Source organism: Roseateles agri, assembly GCF_034043675.1.
Taxonomy (GTDB): domain Bacteria; phylum Pseudomonadota; class Gammaproteobacteria; order Burkholderiales; family Burkholderiaceae_C; genus KK5.
Map to the genome: position 1 here is coordinate 251,781 of NZ_JAXCLA010000006.1, position 16,343 is coordinate 268,123.

Consider the following 16,343-nt stretch of genomic DNA (forward strand, 5'->3'; position numbering starts at 1 on the left):
GCTCAGCCGAAGCGGCCGGTGATGTAGTCTTCCGTGTCCTTGCGCTTGGGCTTCATGAACAGCTCGGCCGTCGGGCCGAACTCGATCAGGTCACCCAGGTACATGTAGGCGGTGTAGTCCGAGCAGCGTGCGGCCTGCTGCATGTTGTGCGTCACGATGGCGACCGTGTAGTCGCTCTTCAGCTCGTGGATCAGTTCCTCGATCTTGCCGGTGGAGATCGGGTCCAGCGCGGAGCAGGGCTCGTCGAGCAGCAGCACCTCGGGCTTGATCGCGATGCCGCGGGCAATGCACAGACGCTGCTGCTGGCCGCCGGAGAGGCCCGAGCCGCTCTGGTTGAGCTTGTCCTTGACTTCGGTCCAGAGGGCTGCCTTCTTCAGCGCCCACTCGACGCGCTCGTCCATCTCCACCCGCGGCAGCGTCTCGAACAGGCGCACACCGAAGGCGATGTTGTCGTAGATCGACATCGGGAACGGCGTCGGCTTCTGGAACACCATGCCGACCTTGGCGCGGATCAGCGAGACGTCTTCGCGGCTGGTCAGGATGTCCGAGCCATCCAGCAGGATCTGGCCTTCCGCGCGCTGCTCGGGGTAGAGCTCGAACATGCGGTTCAGCGTGCGCAGCAGGGTCGACTTGCCGCAGCCCGAAGGACCGATGAAGGCGGTGACCTTGTTGTGCGGGATGTCGAGGTTGATGTTCTTCAGCGCGTGGAAGCTGCCGTAGTAGAAGTTCAGATTGCGCACCGACAGCTTGGCGCGCTCGGTAACAGGCATTTCGACTTTTGCGTCCATGATCGTGGCTTCAGTGTTTGTTCTTGAACAGCGAGCGGGCGACGATATTCAGCGCCAGCACACCCATCGTGATGATGAAGACGCCGGCCCAGGCGAGCTTCTGCCAGTTCTCGTACGGGCTCATGGCGAACTTGAAGATGGTCACCGGCAGGTTGGCCATCGGCTGACCCAGGTCGGCATTCCAGAACTGGTTGGACAGCGCGGTGTACAGCAGCGGTGCGGTCTCGCCGGCAATCCGGGCGATGGCCAGCAGCACGCCGGTCATCACGCCGGCGCGGGCCGACTTCAAGGTCACCGACAGGATCACGCGCCACTTCGGCGTGCCCAGCGCGTAGGCCGCTTCGCGCAGTGCGTTCGGGATCAGCGTCAGCATGTTCTCGGTCGTGCGGATCACGACCGGGATCACGATCAGCGCCAGCGACATCACGCCGGCGAAGCCCGAGTAACCCTTCATCGGCAGGACGACCAGCGCGTAGATGAACAGGCCGATGACGATGGACGGTGCCGACAGCAGGATGTCGTTGATGAAGCGCACGGTGCCGCCGAGCCAGTTCTTCTGGCCGTACTCGGCGAGATACACGCCGGCCAGCACGCCGATCGGCGTGCCGACGACGGTGGCCAGCGCCACCATCAGCGCAGAGCCGAAGATCGCGTTGGCGAGGCCACCGCTTTCCGACATCGGCGGCGGCGTCATCTCGGTGAAGATCGCCAGGCTGAGACCGCCAATGCCGAGGCGCACGGTCTCGTAGAGGATCCAGACCAGCCAGAACACGCCGAAGGCCATCGCGCCTAGCGACAGCGTCAGCGCCACGGCATTGACGCGACGGCGCTTGGCCTGCATCTTCACGCGGTTTGCAGCAGCGGCGCTCACGAGCGGCCTCCTTCGTTCTTCTTCAGGCGGTTCAGCAGCAGCTTCGAGAAGGCCAGCACCGCGAAGGTGATGACGAACAGGATCAGCGCCAGGTACAGCAGCGAGGCGCGATGCAGGCCGTCACCGGCTTCCGCGAATTCATTGGCCAGCACCGAGGTGATGCTATTGCCCGCCTCGAACAGCGACAGGGAATTCAGCTGGCTGGCGTTGCCGATGACGAAGGTCACCGCCATCGTCTCGCCCAGCGCACGGCCCAGGCCCAGCATGATGCCGCCGATGACGCCGGTCTTCGTGTATGGCAGGACGATCTTCGAAACCACTTCCCAGGTCGTCGAGCCGAGACCGTAGGCAGATTCCTTCAGCATCGGCGGCGTCACCTCGAACACGTCGCGCATCACCGAGGCGATGAAGGGGATGATCATGATCGCGAGGATGATGCCGGCCGGCAGGATGCCCAGGCCCACCGGCGGGCCGGAGAACAGGCTGCCGATCACCGGCACGCCGCCCAGCAGCGCCTGCAGCGGCTGCTGCACATAGGTGGCCAGCAGCGGGCCGAACACCATCAGGCCCCACATGCCGTAGACGATCGACGGCACCGCGGCGAGCAGCTCAACGGTGATGCCCAGCGGGCGCTTCAACCAGCCGGGCGAGAGTTCAGTCAGGAACAGCGCGATGCCGAAGCTCACCGGCACGGCGATCAGCAGCGCGATGAAGGAGCTGGCCAGCGTGCCATAGATCATCGCCAGGCCGCCGAAGTTCTCCTTGACCGGATCCCATTCGGTCGAGACCAGGAAGCCGAGCCCGAACTTCTGGATCGACGGCGCGGCGCCGATCAGCAGGGAAACGATGATGCCAGCCATCATCAGCAACGTCAGCCAGGCGGCGCCCTGCGCGAGTGCGGCGAACAGCGTATCGGCCCAGGGGGCGACCCGCTTGCGCGGCGGTGGCGGGCCGAGCGGCTGGACGCGCTCGGCGCGGTCCGGCATCTCGAGAGGATTGGCGGGGAGGATGGCAGCCAAGTTGACTCCGCGTGTTTGATTCGTGAGCAAGCCCGGCGCGCCTTGCAACGTGCCGGGCTTTGATTGTCAGCCTAGGAAAGCAGGCTGCGCTCGATTACTTGTAGGCGATCGCCTTGCCGGAACCGTCCTTCAGGTTGTCGGCCCACTGCTTGTGGATCAGGTCCTTCAGCGTGGCCGGCAGCGGCACGTAGTCCAGGTCGTCGGCCATCTTGTCGCCGGTGGCGTAGGCCCAGTCGAAGAACTTCAGCGTGCTGGCGGCAGCAGCCGGCTTTTCCTGGTTCTTGTGCATCAGGATGAAGGTGGCGCCGGTGATCGGCCAGCTGTCCTTGCCGGCTTGCTCGGTCAGCACTTGGTAGAAGCTCTTGTTCCACTGGGCACCGGCGGCGGCGGCCTTGAAGGCGTCGTCGCTCGGGGCGACGAAGTTGCCGGCTTGGTTCTTCATCAGCACGAAGGCCATCTTGTTCTGCTTGGCGTAGGCGTACTCGACGTAGCCGATCGAGTTCTTCAGGCGGCCGACGTAAGCCGACACGCCTTCGTTGCCCTTGCCGCCGACACCGGCGGGCCAGTTCACGGCCGTGCCTTCGCCGACCTTGCTCTTCCAGTCAGCGTTGGTCTTGGACAGGTAGTTCGTGAACAGGAAGCTGGTGCCCGAGCCGTCCGAGCGGTGGACGACGGTGATCATCGCGTCCGGCAGGTTCACGCCCGGGTTCAGCGCCTTGATCGCGGCGTCGTTCCAGTTGGTGATCTTGCCGATGAAGATGTCGCCCAGCACCTTGCCGTCCAGCTTGACCTGGCCAGCGCCGACGCCGGCGATGTTGACGATGGGCACGACACCGCCGATCACCGTCGGGAACTGGATCAGGCCGTCCTTGGCCAGCTCTTCATCCGTCAGCGGGGCATCGGAAGCACCGAAATCGACCGTCTTGGCCTTGATCTGCTTGATGCCAGCGCCGGAACCGACGGACTGGTAGTTGATGCGAGCGCCGGTAGCCTTCTGGAAGGCATCCGCCCACTTGGCGTACACGGGAGCCGGGAAGGAAGCGCCAGCGCCGGTCACGTCCTGGGCCTGCGCCATCGGCAGCAGGGCCAGGCTCGTGGCGATGGATGCAGCGAGGCGAAGCGTGGTGAATTTCATCGGTAGCCTGTCTTTGGGTTGGTTGATGGTCAACTGATGCCATCGTAGAAACCCAATATGACAAGACCGTGACTCACGCCACCAGGCCGTCGGGAACTGTCACAAACTTTGTGACAGCCCCGGAATGCTTAGCTTTTAACGGCTTCCGCCAGGCGCTGGGCGCACTGCTGTGCCAGCGCGGCGTCGCTCGCTTCGACCATCACGCGCAGCAGCGGCTCGGTGCCGGATGGGCGGATCAGCACCCGGCCGCGCTGGCCGAGTTCGGCCGTGACCTCGGCCTGCTCCTGCGCCAGACGGGCGTTGCTCTTCCAGTCCTGACCGGCCTGCAGGCGCACGTTGATCAAGGTCTGCGGGAACAGCGTCACGCTCGCGAGCTGGTCGGACAGGCTGCGGCCGGTACGGCTGATCGCCTGCAGGATCAGCAGCGCGCTGACGATGCCGTCCCCGGTCGTGTGCTTGTCCAACGCCAGCAGGTGGCCGGAGCCCTCGCCGCCAAGCTCCCAGCCGCGGGCGGCCAGTTCTTCCAGCACGTAGCGGTCACCGACCTTGGCACGGACGAATTCCACATCACGAGATTTCAGCGCCAGCTCGACGGCCATATTGGTCATCAGGGTGCCGACGGCCCCGGGCACGCGCTGGCCCTGGGCCAGGCGGTCGGCCACCATCACGTAGAGCAGTTCGTCGCCGTTGTAGAGGCGGCCTTGGGCGTCGACCAGTTGCAGCCGGTCGGCATCGCCGTCCAGCGCCACGCCGTAGTGGGCGCCATGCTCCTTGACGGCGGCAACCAGCGCCGCTGGCGAGGTCGCGCCGAAACCGGCGTTGATGTTGAAGCCATCCGGCTTGCAGCCGATCGAGATCACCTCGGCACCGAGTTCGTGGAAAACCTCGGGCGCGACGTTGTAGGCAGCACCGTTAGCGGCGTCGACGACGATCTTCAGGCCCTTCAAGGTCAGGTCGGAGCCGAAACTGTTCTTGCAGAACTCGATGTAGCGGCCACGCGCTTCCGGGATGCGCTTGGCACGGCCGAGGCTCGCGGAGTCGACCCAGGCCGGCGCTTCCTCGAGCGACTGCTCGACGGCCATCTCCCAGGCATCCGGCAGCTTCTCGCCCTTGGCCGAGAAGAACTTGATGCCGTTGTCCGCGAAGGGGTTGTGCGAGGCACTGATGACGACGCCCAGGTCCTGACGCAGTGCACGGGTCAGGTAGGCGACGCCCGGCGTGGGCAGCGGACCGGTCAGCAGAACATCGACACCGGCGGAGGCAAAACCGGCCTCGAGCGCCGATTCGATCATGTAGCCCGAGATCCGCGTGTCCTTGCCGATCAGGACGCTGGGCCGGCTGCCGTCGCCGGCCTGCTTGCGCAGCACGCGGCCCACCGCATGGCCCAGGCGCAGCATGAAGTCCGGCGTGATCGGTGCTTGGCCGACGGTGCCACGGATTCCGTCGGTTCCAAAATACGTACGGCTCATTGCGAGCTTCCTCCTGATTAATTGCCGCCGGTATTGTCCGTCAGTCCGACGGGCGCCCCGGCCGCCATCCAAAGCTTCAATGCGTCAACCGTCGGCGCCACATCGTGGACGCGAACGATGCGCGCGCCCTGCGCCACGGCGGCCAACGCGGCCGCCAGGCTGCCGGCCAGGCGCTGCTTCACCGGGCGACCGGTCACGTCGCCGACCATGCGTTTGCGCGAGAGTCCAATCAGCAGCGGATAGCCCAGGCCCAGCAGTTCCGACTGGCGCGACAGCAGGGCCAGGTTCTGTTCGGTCGTCTTGGCGAAACCGTAGCCCGGGTCCAGTGCGATGCGCTCGGCGGCGATGCCTGCTTCACGCAACGCGGCGGCGCGGGCAGCCAGATAGGCAGCCACGTCAGCAACGACATCGTCGTATTGCGTGAGGCTCTGCATCGTCGCCGAGTCGCCGCGCATATGCATCAGGCAGACGCCGGCGCTCGGGCTCGCCTGCAACACCTGCAGCGCGCCCTCGCGCTCCAGCGCGTGGATGTCGTTGATGATGTCCGCACCGGCATCCAGCGCGCGCCGCATCACCTCGGGCTTGAAGCTGTCGACCGACAGCGGCACGCCCAGCTTCACCGCCTCGGCCAGGACCGGCGCGATGCGATCCCATTCCTCGTCGATACCGAGCGCCGTCGCGCCGGGACGGCTCGATTCGCCGCCGATGTCGAGGATGTCGGCCCCCTCCTCGACCAGCCGGTGGCAGTGCGCTATCGCCGCCTGGGCGGTCCCATGGTGGCCGCCGTCCGAGAAGGAATCAGGCGTCACGTTGACGATGCCCATCACCAGCGGGCGGGGGCGCAGATCGAGCCGAAAACGGGAAGTCTGCCAATGCATGACCGGAGTCCGAAAGTAAAACGGGCTCGACGTTTGCGGTCGAGCCCGGTGTGAGAAGAAAGCGGGAGATCAGGCGGCGGCAGGAGCACCGTCGGGACTGACCGGCGGCGAGCCGCTCGGGCCACCGCTGCTCGGCACCGAGGTTTCACCCGGGCCGCGCGGCGGACGGCCGGCGATGATGTCGAGGATCTGATCGCGGTCGATCGTTTCCCACTTCATCAGCGCATCGGTCATCGCCTCGACCTTGTCACGGTTGGTTTCGAGGATGTTCTTCGCCACCGCGTACTGCTCGTCGAGGATGCGGCGCATTTCGCCGTCGACCTTCTGCTGCGTGGACTCACTGATGTTGGTCGTCTTGGTCATCGAGCGACCGAGGAAGACCTCACCCTCGTTCTCGGCGTAGACCATCGGGCCCAGCACCTCGCTCATGCCGTAGCGCGTGACCATGTCGCGGGCGATACGGGTAGCGCGCTCGTAGTCATTGGATGCGCCGGTCGAGATTTCGCCAACGAACACGTCCTCCGCGATACGGCCGCCAAACAGGATGCTGATCTCGTTGAGCATCTGCTTGTAGTACTTGCTGTACTGATCACGCTCCGGCAACTGCCAGGTGACGCCCAGTGCACGGCCACGCGGCATGATCGTGACCTTGTGGACCGGGTCGGTGCCCTGCAGCATCTCGGCGACGATGGCGTGGCCCGACTCGTGATAGGCCGTGGCGCGCTTGTCGTCCTCGGACATCACCATGCTCTTGCGCTCGGGGCCCATGTAGAGCTTGTCCTTGGCACGCTCGAAGTCGATCATCTCCACGACACGGCCATTGCGGCGCGCGGCGAACAGTGCCGCTTCGTTGACGAGATTGGCCAGGTCAGCACCGCTCATGCCGGGCGTGCCGCGCGCCAGCACGCTGGCATTGACGTCCTGGCCCATCGGCACCTTGCGCATGTGCACGGTCAGGATCTGCTCGCGGCCGCGGATGTCCGGCAAGGTCACATAGACCTGCCGGTCGAAACGGCCCGGGCGGAGCAGCGCGGGGTCGAGAATGTCGGGACGGTTGGTCGCGGCGACCACGATGACGCCCAGATTGGTCTCGAAACCGTCCATCTCGACGAGCATCTGATTCAGCGTCTGCTCGCGCTCGTCGTTACCGCCGCCGAGGCCTGCGCCACGATGGCGACCGACCGCATCGATTTCGTCGATGAAGATGATGCAAGGGGCGCTCTTCTTGGCCTGCTCGAACATGTCACGCACACGGGCAGCGCCGACACCAACGAACATCTCGACGAAGTCGGAACCCGAAATCGTGAAGAAGGGCACCTTGGCCTCGCCGGCGATCGACTTGGCCAGCAGCGTCTTACCGGTTCCCGGAGGGCCGACCAACAACACGCCTCGCGGAATGCGGCCACCCAGTTTCTGGAACTTCTGCGGGTCCTTCAGGAAATCGACCAGTTCCTTGACTTCCTCTTTGGCCTCGTCGCAGCCGGCGACATCGGCGAAGGTGATGTTGTTGCTGGCCTCGTCCAGCATGCGGGCCTTGCTCTTGCCGAAGCTGAACGCCCCGCCCTTGCCGCCGCCCTGCATCTGGCGCATGAAGTAGACCCAGACGCCGATCAGCAACAGCATCGGGCCCCAGGAGATCAACATCGACAGCAGGAAGGACTGCTCCTCGCGCTGCTTGACGTCGAACTTGACGTTGTTGTTGATCAGGTCGCCATACAGGCCGCGATCCCAGAACGGGGCGGTGCTGCGGACCTTGGTGTCATCGCTGCGGGTGGCAGAGATTTCCGTGCCGCCCGTGCCTTCCTGCAGGGTGACCTGCTTGATGCGCTTGCCGCGCACCTCTTCGAGGAAGTCCGAATAGCCCAGGACGTTGCCACCGGCCACACCCCGATCTCCAAATTGCTTGAAGACGGTGAACAGCACCAGCGCAATCACTACCCAGACGGCTACCTTCGAGAACCACTGATTGTTCACCGCGACTCCTTGTTCATCTCTACTGGGCCGCGTGATTCCGCGGACCCTTGCATTGCGAGGGGCAATGCACGGCATATGGGGTTGATTCTATTGCAGTCAAGAGCCCGTCCTGTTTGGACTAAGCCTTAGCGAATGCCAGAGATTACCGATCGGACAAGCCAGGCTTCAGACCCATGCCGACAAGAAATGTTTCGGACGAGCGATCCCGCGAGGCCTTGGGCTTGATCGCCTTGACCTTGCGGAACTGCCCCCTGAAGGCTTCGACCAGTTGCGAATAGCCGCTGCCGTGGAAAACCTTCGCGACCAGCGCACCATCCGGCTTCAGGTGCAGCCGGCCGAAATCGAGCGCGAGTTCCACCAGACCGGAGATGCGGGCGGCATCGACGTTCTCAATGCCGCTGAGGTTGGGCGCCATGTCCGACACCACCAGGTCCACCGGCCGACCGGCAAGCGCTGCCTCCAGCTCATGCAGGATGGCCTCTTCCTGGAAATCACCCTGGATGAACTGCACACCTTCGATCGGCTCGAGCTCCAGCAGGTCCAGCGCGATGATGGTGCCGTTCAGCTCGCCGACGCCAGCACCGGCCGGTGCAAAGCGTCGGCGCAGGTACTGGCTCCAAGCGCCCGGCGCAGCGCCGAGGTCCACGACGATCTGGCCCGGACGGATCAGCTTAAGCTCCTCGTCAATCTCCTTCAGCTTGTAGGCGGCGCGGGCTCGATAGCCCTCCTTGTGCGCCAGCTTCACATAGGGATCATTGATGTGATCGTGGAGCCAAGCCTTGTTGACTTTCTTGCTTTTGGTCTGAACTTTCATGCTGCACCGATAATAGGCCTTATGCCTGCAATTCAACTGACTCCTGCCCAGCGCAAGGACAAGCGCGCCGACGCGCATCACCTCAACCCGGTGGTGATGATCGGCGGCGACGGACTCACTCCTGCCGTGACCAAGGAGATCGACGCCGCGCTCAACGCGCACGGCCTGATCAAGGTCCGCGTGTTCTCCGACGACCGGGCCGCCCGCGAAGGCATGCTGCTCATCCTGGCCGACCAGCTCAGCGCCGCGCCGATCCAGCACATCGGCAAGCTGCTGGTGCTGTGGCGCCCGATCCCCGAGAAGGAAGCCGGCGAGCGTGACGAAGACGCGAAGCCCGGCCCGCGCGTCGTCAAGATCGTGAAATTCTCGAAGAGCGGCAACCACCGGCCGCAGGTCAAGAAGGTCAATGTGCTGGGCAACCAGCGCGTCGCCCAGGGCGGCGAGATCAAGCGCGCCAAGCGCAAGATGACCAGCGCGAAGAAGGCCGCTCAGTCGAACTGACGCGCTGCGTTACGTCAGTTACTTCGACGTACGCCAGGCCAGGGCCAGCACGAGCAGGCCCTTCAGCCCGTAAAACCCCAGCGAGATCGCATGCAGCGTCAGGAAACTGACGCTGCCCTGCCCTGCGCGCGCCGCCTCCATCGCGGGCTGCAGCGCGTAGTAGCCGGCCACCGTGCAGAACAGCGCACCGGCCGGCAACAGGAATTCCGCCGTGAAGGCCGGCCCGCTCTCGTCGCGACGCAGCCGCCGCTCCAGCATCATCAACAGCAGGGCCGCGGCCAGGCTGATGTTCGCGTCGAGCGCGAACACGCGGGCGACGAAAAGGCCGGCCTGCCCGCGCTCCAGCACCGCGAAGGCGCTGGGCGCGGCCACGAAGGCCACGCAAAGCAAGAGGCCGCCCCAAAGAGCGGCCAGCACGGCACGCGAACGCTTCAGCAGCATCGCCGTCAGATGTACTTGACCTCGACGATCTCGTAGCGCTTGACGCCGCCGGGGGCGATCACGTCGGCCACATCGCCGGCTTCCTTGCCGATCAGTGCGCGGGCAATCGGCGAGCTGATCGAGATCTTGCCCTGCTTCAGATCGGCCTCGTCGTCACCGACGATCTGGTAGGTGACTTCCGCGCCGCTGGACTCCTCTTCCAGATCGACGGTGGAGCCGAAGACGATGCGGCCGCCGGCATCGACGGCCGATGGATCGATCACCTGCGCGGCGGCGAGCTTGCCTTCCAGCTCCAGGATGCGGCCTTCGATGAAGCCCTGCTTGTCCTTGGCCGCTTCGTACTCGGCATTCTCGGAAAGATCGCCCTGGGCACGGGCTTCGGCAATGGCCTGGATCACGGCGTGTCGCTCGACCGTCTTCAGTCGATGCAGCTCTTCCTTGAGCATTTCAGCGCCGCGCTTGGTCAGTGGAATCGTGGCCATATCAGTAAAACCTTGAAAGAAAAGCAGTTCCGCCGCCGAGCCCCGGAAAACCGGGCCACGGCGGCGGAATGGGTTGGATCGAGTTTAGTTCAGTTCAGCATGCAGCTCTTGCAGGGATTGCACCAGCAATCCGTCCTGGTGCTTCATGCCCTCCACCGCCGCTTCGCAGCCGGCCATCGTCGTGTAGTACGTGACGCGATTGGCCAGTGCCGATTGGCGGATGTGACGGCTGTCGGCGATGGCCGTGCGGGTCTCGTCCACCGTCGTGAAGACCAGCTGGATCTCGCCGCCCTTGAGCATGTCGACGATGTGCGGGCGACCGTCCTTGACCTTGTTCACCGTCTTGACCGGCACGCCGGCCTCGGCGATGGCCGCGGCCGTGCCCTTGGTCGCGACGACGCCGAAGCCCAGCGCATGCAGATCCTTGGCGACGGCGACCGCGCGAACCTTGTCGCTATTCTTCACCGTGATCAGCACATTGCCCTGGCGCGGCAGGCGCGAGCCGGCGCCGAGCTGGCTCTTCAGCATCGCCTCGCCGAAGGTCTTGGCCGCGCCCATCACTTCGCCGGTCGAACGCATTTCCGGGCTGAGGATCGGATCCACGCCAGGGAACTTGTTGAACGGGAAGACCGCTTCCTTGACGCTGAAGTACGGCGGAATCACCTCGGCCGGCACGCGGCCCAGGCGGTCCTTCTGCGCGGACAGCTTCTGGCCGGCCATGCAGCGCGCAGCGATCTTGGCCAGTTGCTGGCCGGTCGCCTTGGAGACGAAGGGCACCGTGCGCGAGGCACGCGGGTTCACTTCCAGCACGTAGACGGTGGCGCCGTCGAGGCCTCCCGTCACGTCGCCCTGGATGGCGAACTGCACGTTCATCAGGCCGACGACCTTCAGCGCCTTGGCCATGGCCGCGGTCTGGCGGCGCAGTTCGTCCTGGATTTCCTTGGACAGCGTGTAGGGCGGCAGCGAGCAGGCCGAGTCGCCCGAGTGGATGCCCGCGGCTTCCACGTGTTCCATGATGCCGCCGATCATCACATCGGTGCCGTCGCTGATCGCGTCAGTGTCGACCTCGACGGCGTCCTGCAGGAAGTGATCCAGCAGCACCGGCGACTTGTCGGAGACGCGCACAGCCTCGCGCATGTAGCGCTCCAGGTCCTTGTCGCCATGAACGATTTCCATCGCCCGGCCGCCCAGCACGTAGCTCGGGCGCACGACCAGCGGATAGCCGATCTCGTTGGCCAGGGCCACGGCCTGGTCTTCGGTGCGTGCGGTGCGGTTCGGCGGCTGCTTCAGGCCCAGCTCGTGCAGCAGCTTCTGGAAGCGCTCGCGGTCCTCGGCGATGTCGATGGAATCGGGCGTCGTGCCGATGATGGGCACGCCGGCCTTCTCCAGATCGAGCGCCAGCTTCAGCGGCGTCTGGCCGCCGTACTGGACGATCACGCCGACCGGCTTTTCCTTGTCGACGATCTCCAGCACGTCTTCCAGCGTGACCGGCTCGAAGTAGAGGCGATCGCTGGTGTCGTAGTCGGTGGAGACTGTCTCGGGGTTGCAGTTGACCATGATGGTTTCATAGCCGTCCTCGCGCATGGCGAGCGCGGCATGCACACAGCAGTAGTCGAACTCGATGCCCTGGCCGATGCGGTTCGGACCGCCGCCCAACACCATGATCTTCTTGTTGTTCGTCGGATCAGCCTCGCACTCCTCGTCGTAGGTCGAGTAGAGGTAGGCCGTCTGCGTGGCGAACTCGGCCGCGCAAGTGTCCACGCGCTTGTAGACCGGACGCACATTCTTCGCCACGCGCAGCTTGCGCACCTCGAACTGGTTCGTGCCCAGCAGCTTGCCCAGGCGCTTGTCCGAGAAGCCCTTCTTCTTCAGCAGGCGCAGCTCGTCGGTCGACAGCGAGGCCAGGTCGCGGCCAGCGAGCGATTGCTCGATCTTCACGATCTGCTCGATCTGCGCGAGGAACCACGGGTCGATGGCCGTCTCTTCGAAGACCTCGTCCATGCTCATGCCGATGCGGAAGGCGTCAGCGACGAAGAGGATGCGCTCCGGACCGGGTTCGCCGATTTCCTGGACGATCTCCTCACGGTCGGTCGAGCGCTCGGACAGGCCATCGATGCCGGTCTCCAGGCCACGCAGCGCCTTCTGGAACGATTCCTGGAAGTTGCGGCCCATGGCCATCACTTCACCGACCGACTTCATCTGCGTCGTCAGGCGCGAATCGGCCATCGGGAACTTCTCGAAGGCGAAGCGCGGGATCTTGGTGACGACGTAGTCGATCGAGGGCTCGAACGAGGCCGGCGTGATGCCGCCGGTGATCTCGTTGCGCAGCTCGTCGAGCGTGTAGCCGACGGCCAGCTTGGCCGCGATCTTGGCGATCGGGAAGCCGGTGGCCTTGGAGGCCAGCGCCGACGAACGCGAAACGCGCGGATTCATCTCGATGACGACCATTCGGCCGTCCTTCGGGTTGATCGAGAACTGCACGTTCGAACCGCCGGTGTCCACGCCGATCTCGCGCAGGATCGCGATCGAGGCGTTGCGCAGCAGCTGGTATTCCTTGTCGGTCAGCGTCTGGGCCGGAGCGACGGTGATCGAGTCACCGGTGTGCACGCCCATCGGGTCCAGGTTCTCGATCGAGCAGACGATGATGCAGTTGTCGGCGCGGTCGCGCACGACTTCCATCTCGTACTCTTTCCAGCCGATCAGCGATTCTTCGATCAGCAGCTCGTTCGTCGGCGAGAGGTCGAGGCCACGCTTGCAGATCTCCTCGAACTCTTCCGGGTTGTAGGCGATGCCGCCACCGGTGCCGCCCAGGGTGAAGCTCGGGCGGATGACCATCGGGAAGCCGGTGCCGCCGATCTCGTCCTTGATCTTCTTCTGGACGGCCAGCGCCTCTTCCATCGAATGCGCAATGCCCGAGCGGGCGGAACCGAGACCGATCTTGGTCATCGCGTCCTTGAACTTCAGGCGGTCCTCGGCCTTCTCGATCGCGTGCTCGTTCGCACCGATCATCTCGACCTTGTACTTGTCCAGCACGCCGTGCTTGTGCAGGTCCAGCGCGCAGTTCAGCGCGGTCTGGCCGCCCATCGTCGGCAGCACCGCGTCAGGGCGCTCCTTGGCGATGATCTTCTCGACCACCTGCCAGGTGATCGGTTCGATGTAGGTGACGTCGGCCGTGTCCGGGTCCGTCATGATCGTGGCCGGATTGCTGTTGACGAGGATGACGCGGTAGCCCTCCTCGCGCAGCGCCTTGCAGGCCTGGGCGCCGGAGTAGTCGAACTCGCAGGCCTGGCCAATGATGATCGGGCCGGCGCCGATGATCAGGATGCTCTTGATGTCAGTACGTTTTGCCATGGCGTGAGTTCCTTATGCCTTCGCCATCAGGCCGATGAAGCGGTCGAACAGGTAGGAGATGTCGTGCGGGCCGGGGCTCGCTTCCGGGTGACCCTGGAAGCAGAAGGCGGGCTTGTCGGTGCGGGCCAGGCCTTGCAGCGTGCCGTCGAACAGGCTGACGTGCGTGGCGCGCAGATTGGCCGGCAAGGTGTCGGCATCGACCGCGAAGCCGTGGTTCTGGCTGGTGATCGAGACGCGGCCGTTGTCGAGGTCTTTCACCGGATGGTTCGCGCCATGGTGGCCGAACTTCATCTTGAAGGTCTTTGCACCCGAGGCCAGCGCCATGATCTGGTGACCCAGGCAGATGCCGAAGACCGGGATGCCCGATTCGATCAGCTGCGCCGTGGCCTTGATCGCATAGTCGCAAGGCTCCGGATCGCCGGGGCCGTTGGACAGGAAGATGCCATCCGGCTCCAGGTCGAATACCGCCGATGCGGGCGTCTGCGCCGGCACCACGGTGATGCGGCAACCGCGTTCGGCCAGCATGCGCAGGATGTTGCTCTTGACGCCGAAGTCGTAGGCGACGACGTGGAACTTGGGCGCCGTCTGCTCGCCGTAGCCGCCGACGAGCTTCCACTCGGTCTGCGTCCAGGTCACGCTCTCGGTGCGGCTGACGACCTTGGCCAGGTCCAGACCGGCCATGCTCGGCGCGGCCTTGGCCTTGGCGACGGCATCGGCGATGTGAGCTTCGGTGACGGCCTCGCCGGCCGGCAGCGCCAGGATGCAGCCGTTCTGCGCGCCGGTCGTGCGCAGCACGCGGGTCAGGCGGCGGGTGTCGATGTCGGCGATGGCGACGGTGCCCTCGTCGCGCAGGTACTGCTGCAGCGTGCGCGTCTTGCGGAAGTTGGAATCGAGGAGCGGCGCTTCCTTGATGATCAGGCCAGCGGCAAAGACCTTCGACGCCTCGACGTCCTCTTCGTTGACGCCGTAATTGCCGATGTGCGGATACGTGAGCGTCACGATCTGCCGGCAGTAGCTCGGGTCGGTGAGGATTTCTTGGTAGCCGGTCAGTGCGGTGTTGAACACCACTTCGCCGACCGTGTGACCGGCAGCGCCGATCGAGGTGCCTTGGAAGATCGTGCCGTCTGCCAGGGCAAGGATCGCTTTGGAGGTATGGAGCAGATCGGGCAGCACGGGGAGGAACTCCGGTATGTGCGCACCCAGCTCTGCTCGGGCACTCGGCGCGTCAAGGGGGACGGGGCCGAGGGCGAGCCTGAATCCGGAGGTGGAAACGGGTCGAGTTTCGCTGGGGGCGGGTGGTTGGGGGTAAACCCATCAAGTATAGCCGACCAGGGTTACTACCGACCACACGACCCCACTGAAATAGTCAGTTAGCTCAGCGCAGCGATGCCCGCCTTGGCGATCTGCACGTCTTCGCTGGACTTCACGCCGGACACGCCCACGGCGCCGACCACGTGGCCGTCGACGATCACCGGCACGCCGCCTTCCAGCAGCCCTTCCAGGCCCGGCGCGCTCAGGAAGGAGACGCGACCCTGGTTGATCATCTCTTCGTACAGCTTGGACTCGCGGCGGCCCAGGGCAGCCGTGCGCGCCTTGGCGGGCGCGATCTGCGCGGAGATCGGCGCGGCACCGTCCAGACGCTGCAGCCACAGCAGGTGGCCACCGTCGTCGACAACGGCGATGCTCACGTTCCACTTGTTCGCGATCGCTTCGGCTTCGGCGGCAGCGGCGACGCGCTTGACGTCGTTAAGACTGAGGTAAGGCTTCTGATTCATGGTATTGATATCCTTCAACGAAGCTTCACTTTAGCCGCAACAGGCGCGGCGATTGCTGGAGCCAAACGCAAAGCTGCATGATCCGGCCTGCTAGAGTGAAGGCTGTTTTCCGAGAGGAGTTTCTCCATGTACGACAAGCTGCAAAACCAATACGGCGAAGGCTATTCAGCCAGCTACGCCGTCGAGCGCAACCGCGTGCTGCGCAACACCTATTGGCTGCTCGCGCTGTCGATGATCCCGACGGTGCTGGGTGCCTGGGTGGGTGTCTCCACCGGGCTGCTCGCCGCGATGGGCGCGGGCCCGAGCATGATCCTGTTCTTCGTCGGCGCCTTCGGCCTGATGTTCGTGGTCGAGCGCACAAAGAACAGCAGCACCGGCGTCTACGCCCTGCTGGCCTTCACGTTCTTCATGGGCCTGATGCTGTCGCAGCTGCTGACCTCGGTCCTGCGCTTCGGCAACGGCGCGCAGCTGATCATGATGGCCTTCGGCGGCACGGCCGCGATCTTCTTCGCGATGGCCTCGCTGGCCACCGTGATCAAGCGCGACCTGTCCGGCATGGGCAAGTTCCTGTTCATCGGCGCAGTGATCCTGATGGTCGCCAGCATCGCCAGCTTCTTCTTCCAGTCCTCGGCGATGGTGCTGACGATTCTGGTGATGTCGATGGCGATCTTCTCGGCCTTCATGCTGTACGACCTGAAGCGCATCATCGACGGCGGCGAGACGAACTACATCAGCGCCACTTTGGCCCTGTATCTGGACCTGTACAACGTGTTCCAGAGTCTGCTGTCGCTGCTGGGCATCTTCGGTGGCGACCGCCGCTGATCGATCCGGCACCAGAAGCAAAC

General features: G+C 64.7%; 15 protein-coding genes. 2 read left to right on the forward strand and 13 right to left on the reverse strand.

Annotated elements, in window-relative coordinates; all coding sequences use genetic code 11:
* Positions 1-2: 2 nt before the first annotated feature.
* The 8 genes from pstB to SNE35_RS19090 all read right to left on the reverse strand — a co-directional run bounded on the left by pstB (position 3) and on the right by SNE35_RS19090 (position 8,948).
* The gene (pstB, locus tag SNE35_RS19055) at positions 3-788 is read right to left on the reverse strand and encodes a phosphate ABC transporter ATP-binding protein PstB (RefSeq protein ID WP_320424564.1); all 786 of its coding nucleotides are present in this window, start codon (positions 786-788) and stop codon (positions 3-5) included.
* 10 nt (positions 789-798) lie between these two features.
* A complete protein-coding gene (gene pstA, locus SNE35_RS19060; RefSeq protein WP_431312770.1) occupies positions 799-1,629 on the reverse strand; it encodes a phosphate ABC transporter permease PstA in 831 nt (276 codons plus the stop codon).
* Positions 1,630-1,655: 26 nt separating this feature from the next.
* Positions 1,656-2,645 carry a phosphate ABC transporter permease PstC gene (pstC, locus tag SNE35_RS19065; RefSeq protein ID WP_320424858.1) on the reverse strand — a complete coding sequence of 330 codons (990 nt, stop codon included), beginning with the start codon at positions 2,643-2,645 and terminating at the stop codon, positions 1,656-1,658.
* A gap of 127 nt (positions 2,646-2,772) precedes the next feature.
* Positions 2,773-3,813: a phosphate ABC transporter substrate-binding protein PstS gene (gene pstS, locus SNE35_RS19070; RefSeq protein WP_320424566.1), complete on the reverse strand. Its 1,041-nt coding sequence runs from the start codon at positions 3,811-3,813 to the stop codon at positions 2,773-2,775.
* A gap of 128 nt (positions 3,814-3,941) precedes the next feature.
* Positions 3,942-5,282 (reverse strand): phosphoglucosamine mutase, encoded by a 1,341-nt coding sequence (glmM, locus tag SNE35_RS19075; RefSeq protein ID WP_320424567.1) that lies wholly within the window; start codon positions 5,280-5,282, stop codon positions 3,942-3,944.
* 17 nt (positions 5,283-5,299) lie between these two features.
* The gene (folP, locus tag SNE35_RS19080) at positions 5,300-6,160 is read right to left on the reverse strand and encodes a dihydropteroate synthase (RefSeq protein ID WP_320424568.1); all 861 of its coding nucleotides are present in this window, start codon (positions 6,158-6,160) and stop codon (positions 5,300-5,302) included.
* A gap of 69 nt (positions 6,161-6,229) precedes the next feature.
* Entirely contained in the window at positions 6,230-8,134 is a 1,905-nt protein-coding gene (gene ftsH / locus SNE35_RS19085) for an ATP-dependent zinc metalloprotease FtsH (protein WP_320424569.1), read from the reverse strand.
* 142 nt (positions 8,135-8,276) lie between these two features.
* Positions 8,277-8,948: an RlmE family RNA methyltransferase gene (locus tag SNE35_RS19090; RefSeq protein WP_320424859.1), complete on the reverse strand. Its 672-nt coding sequence runs from the start codon at positions 8,946-8,948 to the stop codon at positions 8,277-8,279.
* A 21-nt stretch (positions 8,949-8,969) separates the two neighbouring features.
* Between SNE35_RS19090 and SNE35_RS19095 the strand changes: the two genes are divergently transcribed.
* Positions 8,970-9,449 carry a YhbY family RNA-binding protein gene (locus SNE35_RS19095; protein ID WP_320424570.1) on the forward strand — a complete coding sequence of 160 codons (480 nt, stop codon included), beginning with the start codon at positions 8,970-8,972 and terminating at the stop codon, positions 9,447-9,449.
* A gap of 18 nt (positions 9,450-9,467) precedes the next feature.
* Here the strand turns inward: SNE35_RS19095 and SNE35_RS19100 are convergent, their stop codons facing one another.
* The 5 genes from SNE35_RS19100 to SNE35_RS19120 form a co-directional block, all read right to left on the reverse strand.
* Positions 9,468-9,890 (reverse strand): DUF4149 domain-containing protein, encoded by a 423-nt coding sequence (locus SNE35_RS19100; RefSeq protein WP_320424571.1) that lies wholly within the window; start codon positions 9,888-9,890, stop codon positions 9,468-9,470.
* 5 nt (positions 9,891-9,895) lie between these two features.
* Positions 9,896-10,372 carry a transcription elongation factor GreA gene (gene greA / locus SNE35_RS19105; protein ID WP_320424572.1) on the reverse strand — a complete coding sequence of 159 codons (477 nt, stop codon included), beginning with the start codon at positions 10,370-10,372 and terminating at the stop codon, positions 9,896-9,898.
* A gap of 84 nt (positions 10,373-10,456) precedes the next feature.
* Complete coding sequence (carB, locus tag SNE35_RS19110) at positions 10,457-13,723, reverse strand: carbamoyl-phosphate synthase large subunit (protein WP_320424574.1); 3,267 nt, start codon at positions 13,721-13,723, stop codon at positions 10,457-10,459.
* A 12-nt stretch (positions 13,724-13,735) separates the two neighbouring features.
* Positions 13,736-14,896: a glutamine-hydrolyzing carbamoyl-phosphate synthase small subunit gene (carA, locus tag SNE35_RS19115; protein ID WP_320424575.1), complete on the reverse strand. Its 1,161-nt coding sequence runs from the start codon at positions 14,894-14,896 to the stop codon at positions 13,736-13,738.
* Positions 14,897-15,093: 197 nt separating this feature from the next.
* Positions 15,094-15,498: a heme-binding protein gene (locus SNE35_RS19120; protein WP_320424577.1), complete on the reverse strand. Its 405-nt coding sequence runs from the start codon at positions 15,496-15,498 to the stop codon at positions 15,094-15,096.
* Positions 15,499-15,624: 126 nt separating this feature from the next.
* Between SNE35_RS19120 and SNE35_RS19125 the strand changes: the two genes are divergently transcribed.
* A complete protein-coding gene (locus SNE35_RS19125) occupies positions 15,625-16,320 on the forward strand; it encodes a Bax inhibitor-1/YccA family protein (RefSeq protein WP_320424578.1) in 696 nt (231 codons plus the stop codon).
* Positions 16,321-16,343: the final 23 nt, after the last annotated feature.

Coding starts and splice junctions, on each gene's coding strand:
- SNE35_RS19095 (WP_320424570.1), top strand. CDS start 8,970: ATGCCTGCAATTCAACTGACTCCTGCCCAGCGCAAGGACAAGCGCGCC.
- folP (WP_320424568.1), bottom strand. CDS start 6,160: ATGCATTGGCAGACTTCCCGTTTTCGGCTCGATCTGCGCCCCCGCCCG.
- carB (WP_320424574.1), bottom strand. CDS start 13,723: ATGGCAAAACGTACTGACATCAAGAGCATCCTGATCATCGGCGCCGGC.
- SNE35_RS19090 (WP_320424859.1), bottom strand. CDS start 8,948: ATGAAAGTTCAGACCAAAAGCAAGAAAGTCAACAAGGCTTGGCTCCAC.
- SNE35_RS19100 (WP_320424571.1), bottom strand. CDS start 9,890: ATGCTGCTGAAGCGTTCGCGTGCCGTGCTGGCCGCTCTTTGGGGCGGC.
- SNE35_RS19120 (WP_320424577.1), bottom strand. CDS start 15,498: ATGAATCAGAAGCCTTACCTCAGTCTTAACGACGTCAAGCGCGTCGCC.
- glmM (WP_320424567.1), bottom strand. CDS start 5,282: ATGAGCCGTACGTATTTTGGAACCGACGGAATCCGTGGCACCGTCGGC.
- SNE35_RS19125 (WP_320424578.1), top strand. CDS start 15,625: ATGTACGACAAGCTGCAAAACCAATACGGCGAAGGCTATTCAGCCAGC.
- pstS (WP_320424566.1), bottom strand. CDS start 3,813: ATGAAATTCACCACGCTTCGCCTCGCTGCATCCATCGCCACGAGCCTG.
- pstB (WP_320424564.1), bottom strand. CDS start 788: ATGGACGCAAAAGTCGAAATGCCTGTTACCGAGCGCGCCAAGCTGTCG.
- pstC (WP_320424858.1), bottom strand. CDS start 2,645: ATGCCGGACCGCGCCGAGCGCGTCCAGCCGCTCGGCCCGCCACCGCCG.
- greA (WP_320424572.1), bottom strand. CDS start 10,372: ATGGCCACGATTCCACTGACCAAGCGCGGCGCTGAAATGCTCAAGGAA.
- pstA (WP_431312770.1), bottom strand. CDS start 1,629: ATGCAGGCCAAGCGCCGTCGCGTCAATGCCGTGGCGCTGACGCTGTCG.